The 16,005-nt window shown below is 65.7% G+C and carries 16 protein-coding genes; 9 read left to right on the top strand and 7 right to left on the bottom strand.

Going from position 1 to position 16,005, the window contains the following annotated elements:
• Positions 1-42 precede the first annotated feature (42 nt).
• The gene (locus tag ACN9MB_RS14840; RefSeq protein WP_239535165.1) at positions 43-261 is read left to right on the top strand and encodes a hypothetical protein; all 219 of its coding nucleotides are present in this window, start codon (positions 43-45) and stop codon (positions 259-261) included.
• A gap of 74 nt (positions 262-335) precedes the next feature.
• Here the strand turns inward: ACN9MB_RS14840 and ACN9MB_RS14835 are convergent, their stop codons facing one another.
• Together ACN9MB_RS14835 and ACN9MB_RS14830 are read right to left on the bottom strand one after the other, a co-directional pair.
• Entirely contained in the window at positions 336-881 is a 546-nt protein-coding gene (locus ACN9MB_RS14835; RefSeq protein WP_426269433.1) for a DUF4142 domain-containing protein, read from the bottom strand.
• A 181-nt stretch (positions 882-1,062) separates the two neighbouring features.
• Entirely contained in the window at positions 1,063-1,599 is a 537-nt protein-coding gene (locus tag ACN9MB_RS14830; protein ID WP_426269432.1) for a carboxymuconolactone decarboxylase family protein, read from the bottom strand.
• A 131-nt stretch (positions 1,600-1,730) separates the two neighbouring features.
• On the opposite strand from ACN9MB_RS14830, the gene ACN9MB_RS14825 reads away from it, so the two are divergent.
• Positions 1,731-2,648 (top strand): AraC family transcriptional regulator, encoded by a 918-nt coding sequence (locus ACN9MB_RS14825; RefSeq protein ID WP_426269431.1) that lies wholly within the window; start codon positions 1,731-1,733, stop codon positions 2,646-2,648.
• A 6-nt stretch (positions 2,649-2,654) separates the two neighbouring features.
• On the opposite strand, the gene ACN9MB_RS14820 is transcribed toward ACN9MB_RS14825, so the two are convergent.
• Positions 2,655-3,614, bottom strand: a complete 960-nt coding sequence (locus ACN9MB_RS14820; protein WP_426269430.1) for a GlxA family transcriptional regulator — start codon at positions 3,612-3,614, stop codon at positions 2,655-2,657.
• 115 nt (positions 3,615-3,729) lie between these two features.
• Between ACN9MB_RS14820 and ACN9MB_RS14815 the strand changes: the two genes are divergently transcribed.
• The 6 genes from ACN9MB_RS14815 to ACN9MB_RS14790 all read left to right on the top strand — a co-directional run bounded on the left by ACN9MB_RS14815 (position 3,730) and on the right by ACN9MB_RS14790 (position 9,238).
• Positions 3,730-4,533: an SDR family NAD(P)-dependent oxidoreductase gene (locus ACN9MB_RS14815; protein WP_426269429.1), complete on the top strand. Its 804-nt coding sequence runs from the start codon at positions 3,730-3,732 to the stop codon at positions 4,531-4,533.
• A 120-nt stretch (positions 4,534-4,653) separates the two neighbouring features.
• Entirely contained in the window at positions 4,654-5,730 is a 1,077-nt protein-coding gene (locus ACN9MB_RS14810) for an NAD(P)H-dependent flavin oxidoreductase (RefSeq protein WP_426269428.1), read from the top strand.
• A gap of 92 nt (positions 5,731-5,822) precedes the next feature.
• Positions 5,823-6,794 (top strand): LysR family transcriptional regulator, encoded by a 972-nt coding sequence (locus tag ACN9MB_RS14805; RefSeq protein ID WP_426269427.1) that lies wholly within the window; start codon positions 5,823-5,825, stop codon positions 6,792-6,794.
• 108 nt (positions 6,795-6,902) lie between these two features.
• Entirely contained in the window at positions 6,903-7,613 is a 711-nt protein-coding gene (locus tag ACN9MB_RS14800) for an SDR family NAD(P)-dependent oxidoreductase (protein WP_426269426.1), read from the top strand.
• 53 nt (positions 7,614-7,666) lie between these two features.
• Complete coding sequence (locus tag ACN9MB_RS14795) at positions 7,667-7,903, top strand: tautomerase family protein (RefSeq protein ID WP_204634357.1); 237 nt, start codon at positions 7,667-7,669, stop codon at positions 7,901-7,903.
• Between the two features lie 54 nt (positions 7,904-7,957).
• Entirely contained in the window at positions 7,958-9,238 is a 1,281-nt protein-coding gene (locus ACN9MB_RS14790; RefSeq protein WP_426269425.1) for an MFS transporter, read from the top strand.
• Positions 9,239-9,246: 8 nt separating this feature from the next.
• Here the strand turns inward: ACN9MB_RS14790 and ACN9MB_RS14785 are convergent, their stop codons facing one another.
• Both ACN9MB_RS14785 and ACN9MB_RS14780 read right to left on the bottom strand, forming a co-directional pair.
• Positions 9,247-12,057: a protein kinase domain-containing protein gene (locus tag ACN9MB_RS14785; protein ID WP_426269424.1), complete on the bottom strand. Its 2,811-nt coding sequence runs from the start codon at positions 12,055-12,057 to the stop codon at positions 9,247-9,249.
• Between the two features lie 67 nt (positions 12,058-12,124).
• Positions 12,125-12,670 (bottom strand): ECF-type sigma factor, encoded by a 546-nt coding sequence (locus ACN9MB_RS14780; protein WP_204634360.1) that lies wholly within the window; start codon positions 12,668-12,670, stop codon positions 12,125-12,127.
• Between the two features lie 150 nt (positions 12,671-12,820).
• Between ACN9MB_RS14780 and ACN9MB_RS14775 the strand changes: the two genes are divergently transcribed.
• Positions 12,821-13,759 (top strand): hypothetical protein, encoded by a 939-nt coding sequence (locus tag ACN9MB_RS14775; protein WP_426269423.1) that lies wholly within the window; start codon positions 12,821-12,823, stop codon positions 13,757-13,759.
• A gap of 45 nt (positions 13,760-13,804) precedes the next feature.
• Here ACN9MB_RS14775 and ACN9MB_RS14770 read toward each other — a convergent pair whose 3' ends face one another.
• Both ACN9MB_RS14770 and ACN9MB_RS14765 read right to left on the bottom strand, forming a co-directional pair.
• Positions 13,805-15,202, bottom strand: a complete 1,398-nt coding sequence (locus tag ACN9MB_RS14770; protein ID WP_426269422.1) for a DUF1254 domain-containing protein — start codon at positions 15,200-15,202, stop codon at positions 13,805-13,807.
• Between the two features lie 109 nt (positions 15,203-15,311).
• The gene (locus ACN9MB_RS14765) at positions 15,312-15,965 is read right to left on the bottom strand and encodes a glutathione S-transferase N-terminal domain-containing protein (RefSeq protein WP_426269421.1); all 654 of its coding nucleotides are present in this window, start codon (positions 15,963-15,965) and stop codon (positions 15,312-15,314) included.
• Positions 15,966-16,005 lie beyond the last annotated feature (40 nt).

Genomic DNA, 16,005 nt, shown 5'->3' with positions numbered 1-16,005 from the left:
TGGGTTCACGGTTTGATTGGTTCACGCCCACGGAGGTAACCCATGGTTTTTTCGACACGCAAGATGTGTGCACCGCTGGTGCTGGCTTTGGTAGCCGTTGCCGGTTGCAGTCACCAGGGTGACGACAGCGCCAGTACGCCGCCGCCCGCACCGGCCAGCACCGCGGCCGCGCCGGCTCCGGTATCGCCGGCCACGCCCGCCACGGCGCCGACGCCCGCTTATCCACAGAGCTCGCCGGCTCCGGCAACCACCACGCATTAATGGTTGCGGGTGGCATGAGCCACGCGATCCCTTGACGGGGATCGCGTGGCTTTGGCGTGTTCACCGTTCGGCGATCAAGGCGTGCCCATCGGCGGATGGGTGGACAGCGCCTCGGCCATTTCCAGGTGGTGCTTGAGCGTCGGCAAGGTCGCGCTGGCAAACGCCTTCACGTCCGGGTCGCTGCTGTGCGAGGCGGCGTCGAACAGCGTAATGGCTTTCTGGTGGCCGCCCACCATCGCCGATGCATAGGCCTTGTCGAAATCGCTGCCGCTCAGGGATTGCAGCTTGTCCATCACGTCCGACGGCGGTGGCTGCAGCACCACGTTGGCATGTTTGCGGCTGGCCAGCGCGGCCAGCTGCTTGTTGGCGGCGGTATGGTCCTTCACCAGTTGCTGCGCAAGCGCCTTGGTTTGCGGCGAAGAGGCCTTCTGCATGGCCAGCTGGCCCATCTGCACTTCACCGGCGCCATCGCTGGAAGCCTTGGTGAAGAACTCCTGGTCCGATACCGGACTCTGCGCCGATGGCGATTCGCCTGACGTGGCGGCCTGGGCCCAGAGTTCGCTGCTCACCGGCACCGAGATGAACAATGCCGTGGCGATAATGAGGGATGATCGATGCATGACGGCCACCTTGTTCCACTGGAAGAGGTGACAAAACCGTAGTGGGCGTGCGATCCCGGGCGTGTGACACCGGTGTGTGCATCGCGTCGTGACCAATCCTGTGTTGCCAAAACGACAGCTTTGCGCGTTGCAGATGCCGAACGGCCGGATCGCGATCTGCATCGCGATCCGGCGAGCAGTCTCAGGCCGCCTTGGGGAAGTCGAGCACCGTGTCGTTGACGCGGTTGACCATATTGGTGAACAGGATCGCGCTGATGGCCAGGATCGCTTCCAGGATCTGGCGATCGCTGTAACCGACCGACTTCACCTTGGCGACTTCGTCGGCGGACACGGTGTTGCTGGTGGTCACCAGCGTCAGTGCGAACTTGATCAGCGCGTCGACCTTGGCGTTGCCTTCGAGGCCGCCCTTGCGAATCTGCTGGATCTGCTCGGCGGTGTAGCCGGCCATCTTGCCGGTCATGCTGTGGGCGGCGAGACAGTAGTCACACTGCGAGGCTTCGCTCACCGCGAGATTGATCGCTTCGAGCTCCAGCGGCGACAGCTCGCCCTGCTTCAGCACGGCGCCGGTGTGCAGCACATGGGCCAGCACGTTCGGGGCACTGCTGCCGATGGTGGCGTAGGCGTTGGGCACCTTGCCGACCGCCTTCTTGATGGCGGCAAACAGGGCGGCGGACTCTTCCGGTGCTTCGGCAACATTGATGGTGGCAAGACGGCTCATGACATGTACTCCTGGTATTGGGTTGAAGAGTTGGTGTGTGGTGAAACCTTGACCGTGTGAAAATGATAGGAACGGAGCCCCCTTCGTTCCGCACACGCGCGTCTCAATCCTTTGCCCGGGAGTCTCAACCGATGGATGGCCTCGATCGACTGGTGCACGCCGTCGCACCCACCGGTTCCGTGGAGCTGCAATGCCATTTCGCCGGGGATTGGACGCTCGACCATCCGTCGACACCGCCCAACCATCTGCCGTACCACATCATCCTGGCGGGCCACGCCGAGCTGGAGCAGGACGGCAAGACCAGCGCGCTGGTCCCGGGCGACGTGCTGCTGTTTCCCTACGGCGACGCGCACATCCTGCGCAGCACCACGGCCGGCATCGATGGTCAACGCCCGATGCTGGAAAACCGGCGCCGGCCGCATGGCCGCGTCACGCTGATCGAACATGGCGGCGACGGTCCGGCGCTGGACATGCTGTGTGGCGCGTTCCAGCTATCGGGCGCCACCGATGCCTTATGGACCGGCTTGCCCAAGGTGCTGCACGTGAGGACGGAGCATCGCGATGCGCTGCTCGGACTCATCCAGGTCCTGCGTGACGAAGCGGCGCGCCCCTTGCCGGGCGGGGGCACCGTGGTCGAAAGCGTCACCGGCGCGATGTTCACGCTGATCCTTCGCAGCATGACGGCGAGCGGACAGCTGCAGCTGGGTATCCTGGGCATGCTGGCGCACCCGAAGATGGCCCAGGTGGTGGATGCGGTGCTGAAAGATCCTGCGCACGCCTGGACGCTGCAAAGCATGGCGGAGGTGGCGCATACCTCGCGCGCCAGCTTCGCGCGGCACTTCAGCGAGATCAGCGGGATGACGCCGATGGACTGGGTCAACGGCGTGCGCCTGGGCGTGGCGGCGCAGTCGCTGCGCGCGGGGCGCTTGTCGGCGGGCAGGGCGGCGGAGTTGGCCGGCTATGCCTCGGAAGCGGCGTTTGCCCGCGCATTCAAGACACGCTACGGCACGCCGCCTGCTGCGTACGGTCGTTTGCACGCAGCGCGTTGAGCGCCGTCAGGCCGTGGCCAGATCGTCCGGCTCGTAGACGGGCGACTGCCGCCGGATCGCCTGCGGCGGTTGGCCGAACGCGCGAACGAACGCTCGGCGCATGCGTTCGCGATCGGCGAATCCCACTTCGCGTGCCACCACTTCGACCGGATGGCGCGTCTGCTCCATCATCAGGCGCGCCGCCTCGATGCGCAGGTGCTCCACCGCTTTGGCCGGCGACTGGCCGGTTTCCGCGCGGAACGCACGGCTGAACTGGCGCGCGCTGAGGTTGGCGGCGGCGGCGAGTTCTTCCACCGACAGCGTCGAGCGCAGATGGCTCTTCGCGTAGGTCAGCGCGCTCTGGATGCGGTCGGATTTGGGTTCCAGTTCCAGCAACGTGGAGAACTGCGACTGGCCGCCCGCGCGGCGGTGATAGAGCACGAGCTTGCGCGCCACCTTGCGCGCCACCTCTATGCCCAAGTCCTTCTCCACCATCGCCAAGGCCAGATCCACGCCGGCGCTCATGCCGGCCGAGGTCCAGATGTCGCCGTCGATGATGAAGATGCGGTCCTCTTCCACATCCACGTTCGGATGGCGCTCAGCCAGCTCGCGCGCCAGCAGCCAGTGGGTGGTGGCACGGCGTCCGTCGAGCAGGCCGGTTTCGGCCAGCAGGAAGGTGCCGGTGCAGATCGCGGCCACCCGCCGCGCCCGCGACGGCGCCTCGCGGACGAAATCGAGCAGTGCGGGCGTGCTCTCGGGGATGCCCACGCCGCCGCAGATCAGCAGGGTGTCGAACGGCTCGGCGGAGAACGCTTCGCTCTGCGTCGTCATGCCGAACGAACTGCGCACGGCCGCACCCGTCTCGGACAGGTAATGGACGTCGTAGACGCTCTCCTCCAGCTCGATATTGGCGAATTCGAACACCGAGGCAGCCGCCAGGCTCATCATCTGGAAGCCGGGAAAGATAACAAAACCAATACGTTGCATGGGGTGACCTCGTCGTGTCCTAAAAGGTGGCATATGCGACATTTAAGTCTTGATGGGGTCGACTTACAACTATCTCCATACCCCGGCACCCCGCCGGCACCTGTGGAGCAACGACATGACGACCCAACCCAAGGGCACGGCCCTGATCACCGGCGCCTCATCCGGCATCGGCGCCATCTATGCGGACCGCCTGGCCCGCCGCGGCTATGACCTGATCCTGGTGGCGCGCAACCGCGAACGCCTGAGCGACCTGGCCCGCCGCCTGACCGATGCCACCGGCCGCTCGGTGCAGGTGTTCCCGGCCGACCTCGGCGACGCGACCGAACTGGCCAAGGTGGAAGCGCTGCTGCGCAACGACCGCAGCATCACCCTGCTGGTCAACAACGCAGGCTTCGGCGCCGCCACGCCGCTGCTGCAATCGGACGTGGCACGCATGTCCGAAATGATTTCGCTCAACGTGAACGCGTTGACGCGCCTGGCTTATGCGGCGGTGCCCGGCTTTGTCGAGCGCGGCCACGGCACGGTGGTCAACATCGCCTCCATCGTGGCGGTGGCGCCGGAACTGCTCAACGGCGTGTACGGCGGTTCCAAGGCGTACGTGCTGGCGTTCTCGCAGTCGCTGCATCATGAACTGGCCGACAAGGGCGTTAAGGTGCAGGCCGTATTGCCGGGTGCGACCGCGACCGAGTTCTGGGACGTGCTGGGCCATCCGGTGAGCAACCTGCCGCCGGCCTGGGTGATGACGGCCGACAACATGGTGGACGCGGCGCTGGCCGGCCTCGACCAAGGCGAGCTGATCACCATTCCCGCCTTGCCCGATGCGGCTGACTGGGGCGGCTACGAAGCAGCGCGCCAGAAGCTGATGCCGAACCTGTCGCACACCAAGCCCGCCGCTCGCTATGGCCTCGCGTCGGCTTGATTCGAAAGTCGCAGGATTCTTTCGCGCCGCGGAAGACTGACTGCCGGCTCGGGTGGTTTCGATGGGGCATGGCGGACGGTACAGTCCGTGGTGTCCCCATCGAGCCAGGAGCCAGCCGCCATGGCCAGCGTCGCATCGTCGTCATTGCTCAGCGCCATCGGCATGAGCGTGCCCATCATCCAGGCACCGATGGCCGGTGTCTCGTCGCCAGCGATGGCAGCGGCGGTGAGCAACAACGGTGGGCTGGGTTCGCTGGGCGTGGGAGCGATGACCGCAGGCAAGGCGCGCGAGGCCATTCACGCGTTTCGCCAATCGAGCAGCGGCCCGCTCAACATCAACTTGTTCGTGCACCGGCCCGCGCAGGCCGACGCGGCGAAAGAGGCCGCGTGGATCGCGCGACTCGCGCCGGAGTTCAAGCGCTTCGGCGCCACGCCGCCGCCCGCGCTGAAAGAAATCTATACCTCGTTTCTCGCCGATGACGACATGCTTGCCATGCTGGTCGCCGAAAAGCCCCGCGTGGCGAGTTTTCATTTCGGCCTGCCTCGGCCCGACCAGGTGAAGGCCTTGCACGATGCGGGTGTGTTGCTGATGGCATCGGCCACCAACCTGCACGAGGCCAAGGCCATCGAAGCCGCCGGCATCGACGCGGTGGTGGCGCAGGGTTACGAAGCAGGCGGTCATCGCGGCATGTTCGATCCCGATCTCGACGACACCCGGCTGGGTACGTTCGCCTTGACGCGCCTGCTGGTGAAGAACGTGCGCATGCCGGTGATCGCCGCGGGCGGCATCATGGATGGCGCCGGCATCGCGGCCGCGCTGGAACTGGGCGCCGCGGCGGCGCAGCTGGGCACGGCCTTCGTGGTCACCGACGAATCGCTGGCCGATGCCGGCTATCGCCAGGCCATGGCGAGCGACGCCGCCAACGCCACCGCGATGACGCGTGCGGTGTCCGGTCGTCCTGCACGCAGCCTCGCCAGCCTGTTCACGCGCCTGGGTGCCAACGTGGCGGACGCCGAGATTCCCGACTATCCCACCGCTTACGATGCCGGCAAGGCATTGAACGCGGCGGGGCGTGCCGCCGGCGAAGCGGGCTACGGCGCGCACTGGGCGGGGCAGGGCGCACCGCTGGCGCGGCCCATGTCCTCGGCTGCTTTGATGCAGATTCTCATCGGCGAGTGGCGGCAGGCGACGAGCTGATCTGATCATCACGTTCTGCAGCTAGCCGCCATTGGAACAGTTGTAGGACACTTTCCCGACCCGGTTTCAACACCGACAGGCAAGGCATTCCCATGGATCGCATCGATGCCATGAAGGTGTTCGTCGCTGCGCTGGACGAGGGCAGCCTCGCTGGCGCCAGCCGCAAGACCGGGCGTTCCGCCGCGGCGGTGAGCCGCGCCATCGCTTTTCTCGAAGCGCATGTCGGCGTGCCGCTGCTGCATCGGACCACGCGCTCGATCAAATTGAGCGAAGCGGGCGAGCGCTACGCCATCGCCTGCCGCAAGATGCTGCTGGAACTGGAAGAGGCAGACCGCAACGCGGCGGGCGAGCGCTCGGTGCCGCGCGGCACGCTGACCATTTCCGCCACGGTGTTCGCGGGCGTGGAAATCCTGCGGCCCATCGTCGATGCCTTCATCGATGAATTTCCCACCGTCAACGTGCGCATGCATCTGCTCGAGCGCCCGGTCAACCTGGTGGAAGAGGGCATGGACCTGGCGCTGCGCATCACCCATCTGGCCGACTCGACCTTGGTGGCGCATCCCGTTGGCGAAGTGCGCCGGGTGATCGTGGCCTCGCCGCGCTACCTGGCCACGCATCCGCGCATTGCCGAGCCGGCGGACCTGGCCAAGCAGCAGATCGTTGCGATGGCCCACATGGGCATGGATTCGTGGAGCTTTCCGCCCCTGGACGGCTCGTCGGTATCGCGCTCCGTGTCGTTCACGCCGCGGTTGATGGTCAACAATATCCGTGCGGCGATCGAATCGGCGGTGGACGGCCACGGCGTGACGCGGCTGTTGTCGTACCACGTGGCACCGGAGATCAAGGCCGGCAAGCTGCAGGTGCTGCTGCCCGAAGCGGAGCCCCCGCCGTTGCCGGTGAATATCGTCTCGCCGTATGGACGTCTATCCGTACCCAAGGTAAGGGCCTTCGTCGACTTTGCCTTGCCGCGCCTGCGCTCGCGCTTTGCCTGCCTGGCGAAGGACGCTGCGTTCGTGCCCGAGGCGCCGATTCAACCGCCGCGCGGAAGAGTGTCTGCCGGATAGCAGGAATTCTCTAACGCGGGGTACGCGCCTAGATTGTGGGTGTCGGCGAACACAGCCGATCAGCATCGAGCTGAAGCTCTTATCCCCCCTCTTGGAGTGAACCCTCTCATGAACAGTCAGCAGAAAGTCGCCATCATCACGGGTGCCTCGCAAGGCATCGGCGCGGGCATGGTCAAGGCCTTCCGCGACCGCAACTACCGCGTGATCGCCAACTCGCGTTCGATCAAGCCGTCCAGCGATCCGGACGTGATCGCCGTCGCCGGCGACATCGGCGACCGTGCCGTGGCGCAGCGCGTGGTGGCGGAAGCGATCGCGCGTTTCGGCCGCATCGATACGCTGGTCAACAACGCAGGCATCTTCACCGCCAAGCCGTTCACCGCGTTTACCGAACAGGACTACGCCGACAACATTTCGGTCAACCTCAACGGCTTCTTCCACATTACCCAGCTGGCCATCGCTGAAATGGAGAAGCAGGGCAGCGGCCACATCGTCAACATCACCACCAGCCTGGTCGACCATGCAATCGACGGCGTGCCGTCGGTACTCGCATCGCTGACCAAGGGCGGTCTCAACGCCGCCACCAAGTCGCTGGCGATCGAATACGCCAAGCGCGGCATCCGCGTGAATGCGGTGGCGCCGGGCGTGATCAAGACGCCGATGCATGCGCCGGAAAGCCATGGTGCGCTGGCAGGCCTGCACCCGGTAGGCCGCATGGGCGAGATCTCCGATGTCACCGATGCAGTGATCTATCTCGACACCGCGGGCTTCGTGACGGGCGAAATCCTGCACGTCGACGGCGGCCAGAGCGCCGGTCACTGATCCATCACGAGGGGTGGGCGAGCGTCCACCCCTCATCACTGGAGGATAGAGCCATGCCTATCGTGAACATCAAGGTCACCCGCGAAGGTTCCGCACCCGGGCGCAGCGCGGTGACGGCGGAAGAGAAAGCGCTGCTGATCAAGGGCGTCAGCCAGCTGTTGCTGGACGTGCTGCACAAGCCGCTGGATTCCACCTTCGTGGTGATCGACGAAGTGGAGATGGAGAACTGGGGCTGGGGCGGTTTGCCCGCGGAAGCGTTCCGCGCGCAACGGGCCGCGGAAAAGAAATAGCACTGGCGGCGCGGCCGATGCGTCGCGTCGCTCCCAAGGACAAGCGAAATCTCCATGCAGACAGATAGCATTGAATCGCCCGACGTGGCGACGAACGCGGCTGCCGGTTATTCCGAGCGCAACGCCGCCTATTGGAAACGCAATCTTGCGATTGCCGTGTTCGGCTCCTTCAGCACGCTGGTGAGCCTGAGCATGCTGTTGCCGTTCCTGCCGCTGTATGTCGAGCAGCTGGGCGTCAGCTCGCCTGCATCGATCGTGCAGTGGTCCGGCATCGCCTTCGGCGCGACCTTTCTCGGTACCGCGCTCACCGCCCCGCTATGGGGCCACCTGGCTGACCGCTACGGACGCAAGCCGATGCTGGTTCGTGCGGCGTTCGGCATGGCGGTGATGATGTCGCTGATCGGCATGGCGCACAGCGTGATGGAGCTGGTGCTGCTGCGTTTGCTGGCGGGACTGGTGGGCGGTTATGCCTCGGCGGCGACGGTGATGGTCGGCACGCAGGCGCCGCGCGACCGGTCTGGCTGGGCACTGGGCGTGCTTTCCGTCGGCGCGCTTTCCGGCAGCCTGGTGGGGCCGCTGGTCGGTGGCCTCCTGCCGGATCTGGTTGGCATTCGCGGCACCTTCTTCGTCGGCGGCGGGGTGATTGCGCTCGCTGCGTTGATCACGCTGTTCTTCGTCCGCGAGGATTTCAATCGCGCGCTGGATACGCGGGCGCCGGCGCACGAACAAGCGTCCGCCGGCATCGCGCACAAGCCGCTGATGTTTACCTTGCTGGTCACCGCCATGATGGTGCTGCTGGCCAACATGTCGATCGAGCCCATCATCACCGTGTATATCGGCCAGCTCGGTGTACCGCACGATCATCTGGCGCGCTTCGCCGGCATCGTGATGGCGACCTCGGCCTTCGGCAGCATGCTCACCTCGGCGCGCCTGGGCGCGTTCGCCGATCGCGTCGGCAGCGACCGCGTGATCATCGGCTGCCTGCTCGTCACGGCCCTGGTGATGCTGCCGCAGGCCTTCGTCACGCAATGGTGGCAACTGGCGGTGCTGCGCGGACTGATGGGCATGTCGATGGCAGGGCTGCTGCCTGCGGTTGCCAAAGGCGTGCGTGCGCTGGTGGAGGATCACAAGACCGGCAAGACGCTGGGCTATCTGCAGTCTTCGCAATTTGCCGGCCAGGTGGCGGGGCCGTTGATCGGAGGGCAGATCGGCGCGTGGGTGGGTTTGCGCGAGGTCTTTTTCGTCACGGCTGCGTTGCTGCTGCTCTGCGCGGCGTTGAACCGCTGGGCGAACCGGCGGGACAGGCGTCTGGTCGCGCTGCACCGGGCTGCATAGGCGGGCGATCAGTGCTTGCTGGTGCGAGTGTCGGCGAGCAGGCGTAGCGTGGCGTCGCGGTCGGTGTTCGGGCCCGGTTCGATCTCGGTCAGCAAGGCCCTGGCTTCGGTGCGCAAGGGTTCGGCGGCGGTGTCGTTGCCCAGGGCCGCATCGGCACGTGCAAGCTCCGCATCCGCACGGGCGACGATGGCCGGTGCGCTGGGCGTGATGGTGCTGGCGGTGGCGAGCGCGTCGGCAAGTTCGTTGGCGGCATCGCGGTGGCGTCCCAGCGACTGCAGGATGTCGCCATACAGAAGACGCGTACGGATGGCCCGGTCCGAACGTTCGTCCGCCAGTGCGGTGTACATCGCGACCGCATCGTGCGCCAGGATCGCCGCGCGGTCATCGGCACCGTTGGCGGCGGCGAGTTCGGCTTGCACGGCCAGCGCAAAGGCGGTGTCCGGATGCGCATCGCGGTGGCGCCGCTGCGCTTCGGACAGCGCGCCGTCGGCAAACGTGCGCGCTTCATCCAGATGGCCGCGTGCGATCAGCACCTGGGCCAGCGACGCGCGGTCGTTGCTGCGGCCGTTGTCCGCGTAGTCCGCACCCAGCAGGCGCTGCTTGCGGTTGAGCGCGTCGCGCAGATCGGCTTCCGCATCGGCATACGCGCCCTGCGAAAAGCGCAGCCGCCCACGATTGCCGATGCTGATCGCCTGGTTGAGTCCACCGGCGGGCGCCAGATCCTCGTCGATGGCGATCGACTTGGCGTAGAACACCGCGGCTTCGTCGAACTTGCCTTCGAGCACGAACACATTGGCCAGATCGTTCAAATGCCATGCGGTGTGCGCATTGGGATGCGTATAGGCGCTGGCATCGATGTCGATCGCATCGCGCATGGTCTGTTCGCTCTCGCCGTAGCGCCCGAGCTTGATCAGGTCCGAGGTCAGGATCGCCAGCGTATCGGCGATCTCGGCATGCCGCGTGCCCAGGTGGATGCGCTTGCGCGCCAGCGCCTCGCGCAGCAGTGGCGCCGCGCGCTCGGGATGGCCGGCATCCATCAGGATCCATCCCAGGTTCATCACGGCCTCGGTCAAGGCCTCGCTATCGTCGGGCAGGATGCGGCGCGCCAATGCCAGCGCCTGGTTGCCCACCTCGATTGCCCTGGCCGATTCGCCGATCCGTTCGTCGAGGCCTGCGAGCCAGGCGAGCGCCACCACTTCTTCCGGCGAATCATGGTTGGGGCCGGCTTCGAAGGCCGCTATGGCGGTTTGCAGGCGCGAGGTCGCATCGCGCACGCGGCCCAGTTCGTCGGCTTCCCTGGCCAGCAGGTATTCGACGTGCAGGGTGCGGCGGTCGGTGGCGCCGAACTCCATCTTCGCCAGCGTGGCCGCTTCTTCGAGCGGCAACCAGGCACGCTCGGGATGCCCGCTGCGTCGCTCCAGATCGCCCACCAGCGCGATGATCTCGGCGCGCAGCGCGGGCTGCATGGCGAAGTCGCGGTCGGCGCGTTCGCGTCCGCGCGCCAGCAGTTCCTGCGCGGTTTCGTTTGCTTCCGTGCCGTGCGACGAGGTATCGAACAAGCCTTCGAGAAACGACTTGAGCGCACCGGCGCGACGCGCCTCGCTCTCGGCCGCCTGTGCCTGTTGGCGGGCCTCCTGCGCGGAGCGGCTGGCCTGACGCGCCTCGTACAGGCCGACGGCCGTGGCGGTGGTCAGCGCCATCGCGATCATGGCGCCCACCGAAACGCCCAGCGCATGCCTGCGGGTGAACATCGCGACGCGGTAGGCCAGCGTATCGGCACGCGCCTGCAGCGGCTTGCCCTCCAGATAGCGCTGGATGTCGGCACCGAGCGCGCCCACGCTTGCATAGCGACGGTTCGGTTCCGCGCGCGTGGCCTGCTGCACGATCGCGTGCAGGTCGATGCCGAGTTTCTTGCGCAGGGCTTCATCGTCGAACGCAGGCGTCCGCGCCAGCTCGCGATTGTCCGCGCGACGCGGCAGTTCGCCTAGCAGCAGTTCCGCCAGCAGCACGCCCAGGGCGTAGACGTCGATGGCCGTGGTGGCCGCATCGCCGCCGAATTGCTCCGGTGCGGCATAGGCGCGGGTAAGGCGGCGCACTTCGGTGCGCGTGCGGTCGTTGTCGCCGGTGAGCAGCTTGGCGATGCCGAAGTCGACCAGCTTGACGCTGCCTTGCGCGCTCACCAGCACGTTGCTGGGCTTGAGGTCGCGGTGCACGATCAGGCTGCGATGCGCATGCTCCACCGCCGCGCACACATCGATGAAAAGCGACAGGCGTTCGCGCACCGGCAGGCGCCGGCGTTCGCAGTGCACCACCAGGTTGTCGCCGGCGACGTACTCCAGCGCCAGGAACGGCGTGCCGCTGGGCGAGAAGCCCGCATCGAGCAGCTGCGCGATATGCGGGTGTTGCAGGCGCGCCAGGATGCGTTGTTCGCGCAGGAAGCGGCGCCTTTCGTCGGCGTCGTGCACATCGATGCGCAACAGCTTGAGCGCCACCGTCTGCGGGCCGCCGGGAAGCTCGCGTTCCGCCTCGAACACGCTGGCCATGCCACCGGCGCCCACGAAGCGGAGCACGCGATAGCCTGCAATGACCGGCAATGCTTCGGCCGTGTCGTCGACCAGCACCGGCAACCACTGCGCCATGCCGCGTTCCAGTGCGTCGATGCCGGGCGCGTTGTCCAGCGCCTGCACCACCAGCACGCGCAGCGTGGCGTCGGCGCAATGCTGGCGCAGCCACTCGGCGCGCTCGGCCGGCGCGACGTCGAACAGGCGATCGATCAGCGGTTCGATCTCATGCCAGCGTTGGGCAAAGGCGGAAATCATCGGCAGTGCGTATTCCCGTGCGGATATACCCCAATAGCGTATTTGCCCTGCCAACACCGACATGGATTCACGAATCAGGCATCAGGCAGGCCGACAGGAAGGTGCGCGCCTTCAGCCAGTCGCGCTCCACCGTGCGTGCGTTGACGCCCATCACCTCGGCGATGTCCGGGCTGGAAAGATCGGCGAACAGCCGCAGCTCGGCCACGCGCGCCAGTCGCTCGTCGGTGGCCGCTAGCCGGGTCAGCGCCTCGTCGATGGCCAGCACGTCGATGATCTCGGAGTGGTCCGCGGGCGCCGTGATCTCAGGCGCCTGGCGCTTCTGTGCCTTCCTGCGCCGCGCATGGTCGATCAGGATATGGCGCATCACCTGGCTCATGTACGCGTACAGGTGGGCGCGATCGGTGAACGTCACGGCGTCCTGCGAGACCAGTTTCAGGTAGGCCTCGTGCACCAGCGCGGTGGTTTCCAGCGTGTGCGCCGACTCGCGCGCACGCTGATGGCGCGCCAGGCGATGCAGCGTGGCGTAGATCTTCGGGATCAGCGCATCGATGGCGGCCGCGTCGCCGTGGGCGGCGCGCGAGAGCACTTCAGTGATGTGGAGATCGGCGGTCATGCCTGCCACGACCCCGCCGGCCATTCCCTCTGCATGAGGCGTGTCGGTGATGGCGCCTGTTTTGCGCTGTAAGGAGAGATGGCGCCGTTTGGAACGGCCGCAGACCCAGGGAATGCCATCGCCCGTCGCACCCACAAGAGGATTGAAGTCATGTTGAATCATCACTCTACGTACGGCCGCCTCACAAGGGCCGCCAGTGTGCTGGCCTTTGCACTCGCCGGTTTTGCCGGCAACGCCATGGCAGGGGATGCCGCCACCGCCGCCTCGGCCAGCCATGCCGTGACCTACAGCTACCAGACGCTGGACTATCCCGGTTCCTCGCTCACCATCTTTTGGGGCATCAACGATTTCGGCGAGCTGGCCGGGCAATACGCCATCAATGGCGGCACCTCGCACGCCATGGCCTATCGCCACGGCCGTTTCGAGGCGCTCGATCCGTCGCTGATGGGGACTTATTTCAGCGCAGCGGGCGGCCCCAACGACCTGGGCCAGACCTTCGGCGGCTACACCGATGCGGGCGGCGTGCAACACGGCTTCGTGATCAGCGGAAAGCATGTAGCCACGGTGGACTTTCCCGGCCATCTCAACGCCAACGTCGACGGCCTCAACGATTTCGGCGCGATTGCCGCCGTGTACTGGGATGCCGATGGTGTGTTTCACGGCATCCTGCGCCGCGGTTTCGGCTGGGATACGCCGATCGATGTGGCCGGTGCGCGCGATACCTATCCGCTGGGCATCAACGACAGCGGCGAGATCGTGGGCTACTGGGATGTCGACCCGGCCGCAACACACGGCTTCTATCGCAGCGCGAACGGCAAGGTCTCGAATATCGATGTGCCAGGTGCTGCCGCCACGGTAGCGTTCGGCATCACCGATCACGGGCAGATCGCCGGCTACTACACCGAACCCAGCGGTGCGATCCATGGCTTCGTCGAGTCGCAGGGCAAATTCCAGACGCTCGACCTGCCGGGTGCCGCGGCCACCATCGTCACCGCGATCAACAACTTCGGCGTGGTCGCCGGCGAGTACTTCGACAGCAACGGCAAGCGGCACGGTTTTGTCGCCACGCCCAAACCCGAGCATCATTGAGCGGGACGGCAAGGCTCCGCGGACATGCGGAGCCTTGCCTCGGCGTCAATCGGCGCGCTGGATCGATGGTGTTTTCCACTGTCCATCGAGCAGCGCGGGCTTGGGCCAGTAGTAGCGCATGAAGGTGACGAACGGCCCCTTGGGCGCGGGCAACCAGTTCGATTCCTTGTCCTTGCCGGGCGAATCGGCCTGGATATACAGGGTCAGGCCGCCATCCGGATCGGTCTTCATCTGGCCGAGCATGGGCGAATTGATCAGGTAGCGATCGATCGGGTTCTTCACCAGCAGCTGCTGCGGCAGGTCGTACATGGTGATCGACCAGAACGCATTCACCGGCGGTTGCTGGCCCTTGGCGAAGCGCAGCGTGTACTTGTGCTTGCTGCCATCGAGTGCTTCGCCTTGCGCGTCGTGGTCGAGGATGGGGTAGAGCGCTTCGTCGCGCGAGTTGGCGCCAATGCCGACCTGGGTGCCGGTGGCGCGCGCCACGTAGTCGTTCTTGAGGAAGGCGCGATCGCCGAACAACTGGTCGGTGCGGCCGTGCAGTGACGCACGCTTCGCGTCGATTTCCTTCTGTCCGTCGAGCATGCCTTGCTTGAGCGCTTCGTGCAGTGCCGGCGACAGCGCGGACGCGTCGAACGGCTTGCCCGGTTCGATGCCGATCTCGGCGAAGCGCTTGCGCAAGACCACTTCGCTGGGATGCGGAGGCAGCGTGAACTGCAGCAGGAAGGCAAGTTCGTTGAAGAAGGCCAGCGAGGTGCGCTCTTCGGTGGGCGCGATGGGCTTGAGCCAGTTCACCGGCGGCGCTGGCGGCGGAGCGGCCGTGCCCTCGAAGGCCGACAACGGCTGAACCTTGTAGCCCGCCTGGATCGCCTTCACGTTGTCGAGGTCGGCGGGATTGAACAGCTGCGTGCGCCCGATGACGCTGATCAGGCTGGTTTCCGAATGGATGACCTGCTTGATGCCTTTGGGTGTGCTTCCTTTCCAGCCGGGACCGGCGATCAGATAGTTGCCGCCGTCGTTGCCGGTGGTGCGCGAGCCGATATAGGCAAAGTTGAAGGTGTACAAATCCATCAACTGGAAGACGAAGTAGCGGTTCTTCTCCATCTTCGGCACGCTGACCACGATCGGCTCGCTGCGCAGGTCCAGTCCCACGAACGTATAAGGCGTGTCGGAGTTGGGCGTCACGAAGGCCGTGTCGTCGGGCGTGAATACACGTGCGATGTTGAGTACCGAATTGAACGGTCCCTTGTACTGCGGATTGTCCTTGTCGACGCTATAGGCGTACATCACGCGATACGTATCGACCATCGGGATGCCGAACACATACGCATCGCGCGCGATGCTGCGCGCCTCCGCCGTGGAGACGGCCGCCTGCGCGGCGGGAGCCAGCCATGCCGCGAGAGCGATGACGACGACACTGCGGCCGAGCGGGAGGCTCAACATGGCATTCTCCTGGACGTGATGGCGGACGTGGGCGAACGATGTTCGCCCAGCTTCCATGCCGGCCAGCCGCGTCACAAGCGACGAACTACGCAGGGATTTTTAGGTAGTTCTACGTACCTATCGAAGGGAGACGCTCAGCGTCCTGCAGGATCTTCATGCCCTTGATCACGGCCGGTCGCTTGGCGAGCGCAGTCATCCAGCGGTCCATCGACGGGCGCGTGTTGCGCGCGTCGGCCAGCAGCGTTGGATTGACGTCCATTACGCCAACCACCCAGGGATAGATGGCGATGTCGGCGATGCTGTACTCGTCGTGGCCGACATAGGCGGAGCGCGAAAGACGCTGTTCGAGCACATCGAGAAGACGCTTGGATTCGGTGAGATAGCGATCGATCGCCAGCGGCAGTTTCTCCTTCGCGCGATTGGCGAAGAAGCCGAGTTGCCCGAACATCGGACCCACGCCGCCGACCTGCCAGTTCAACCACTGCAAGGTGCTGTAGCGCGCAGCGCCGCTGGCAGGGAGCAGTTGTCCGGTCTTGTCGGCCAGGTACTGCAGGATCGCGCCGCTCTCGAACAACGTCACCGAGGTGTCGTGGTCGACCATGCCGGGAATCTTGCTATTGGGCGATATCGCCACGAACGCAGGCTGAAACTGTTCGTCACGGCCGATATCGACCGGCTTGATGGTGTAGTCGAGCTGCAGTTCTTCCAGTGCTATGACCGGCTTGCGGCCGTTGGGTGTCTTCCAGGTGTACAGATCGATCATGGCATCCTCGCGGGGCGGTCATCACGCCGGCGCATGCTAG

It is taken from the genome of Dyella kyungheensis, assembly GCF_049913195.1.
Lineage (GTDB): Bacteria > Pseudomonadota > Gammaproteobacteria > Xanthomonadales > Rhodanobacteraceae > Dyella > Dyella kyungheensis.
The sequence above is the reverse complement of the archived record's forward strand: the minus strand, read 5'-3'. Positions and strand labels throughout refer to the sequence as shown.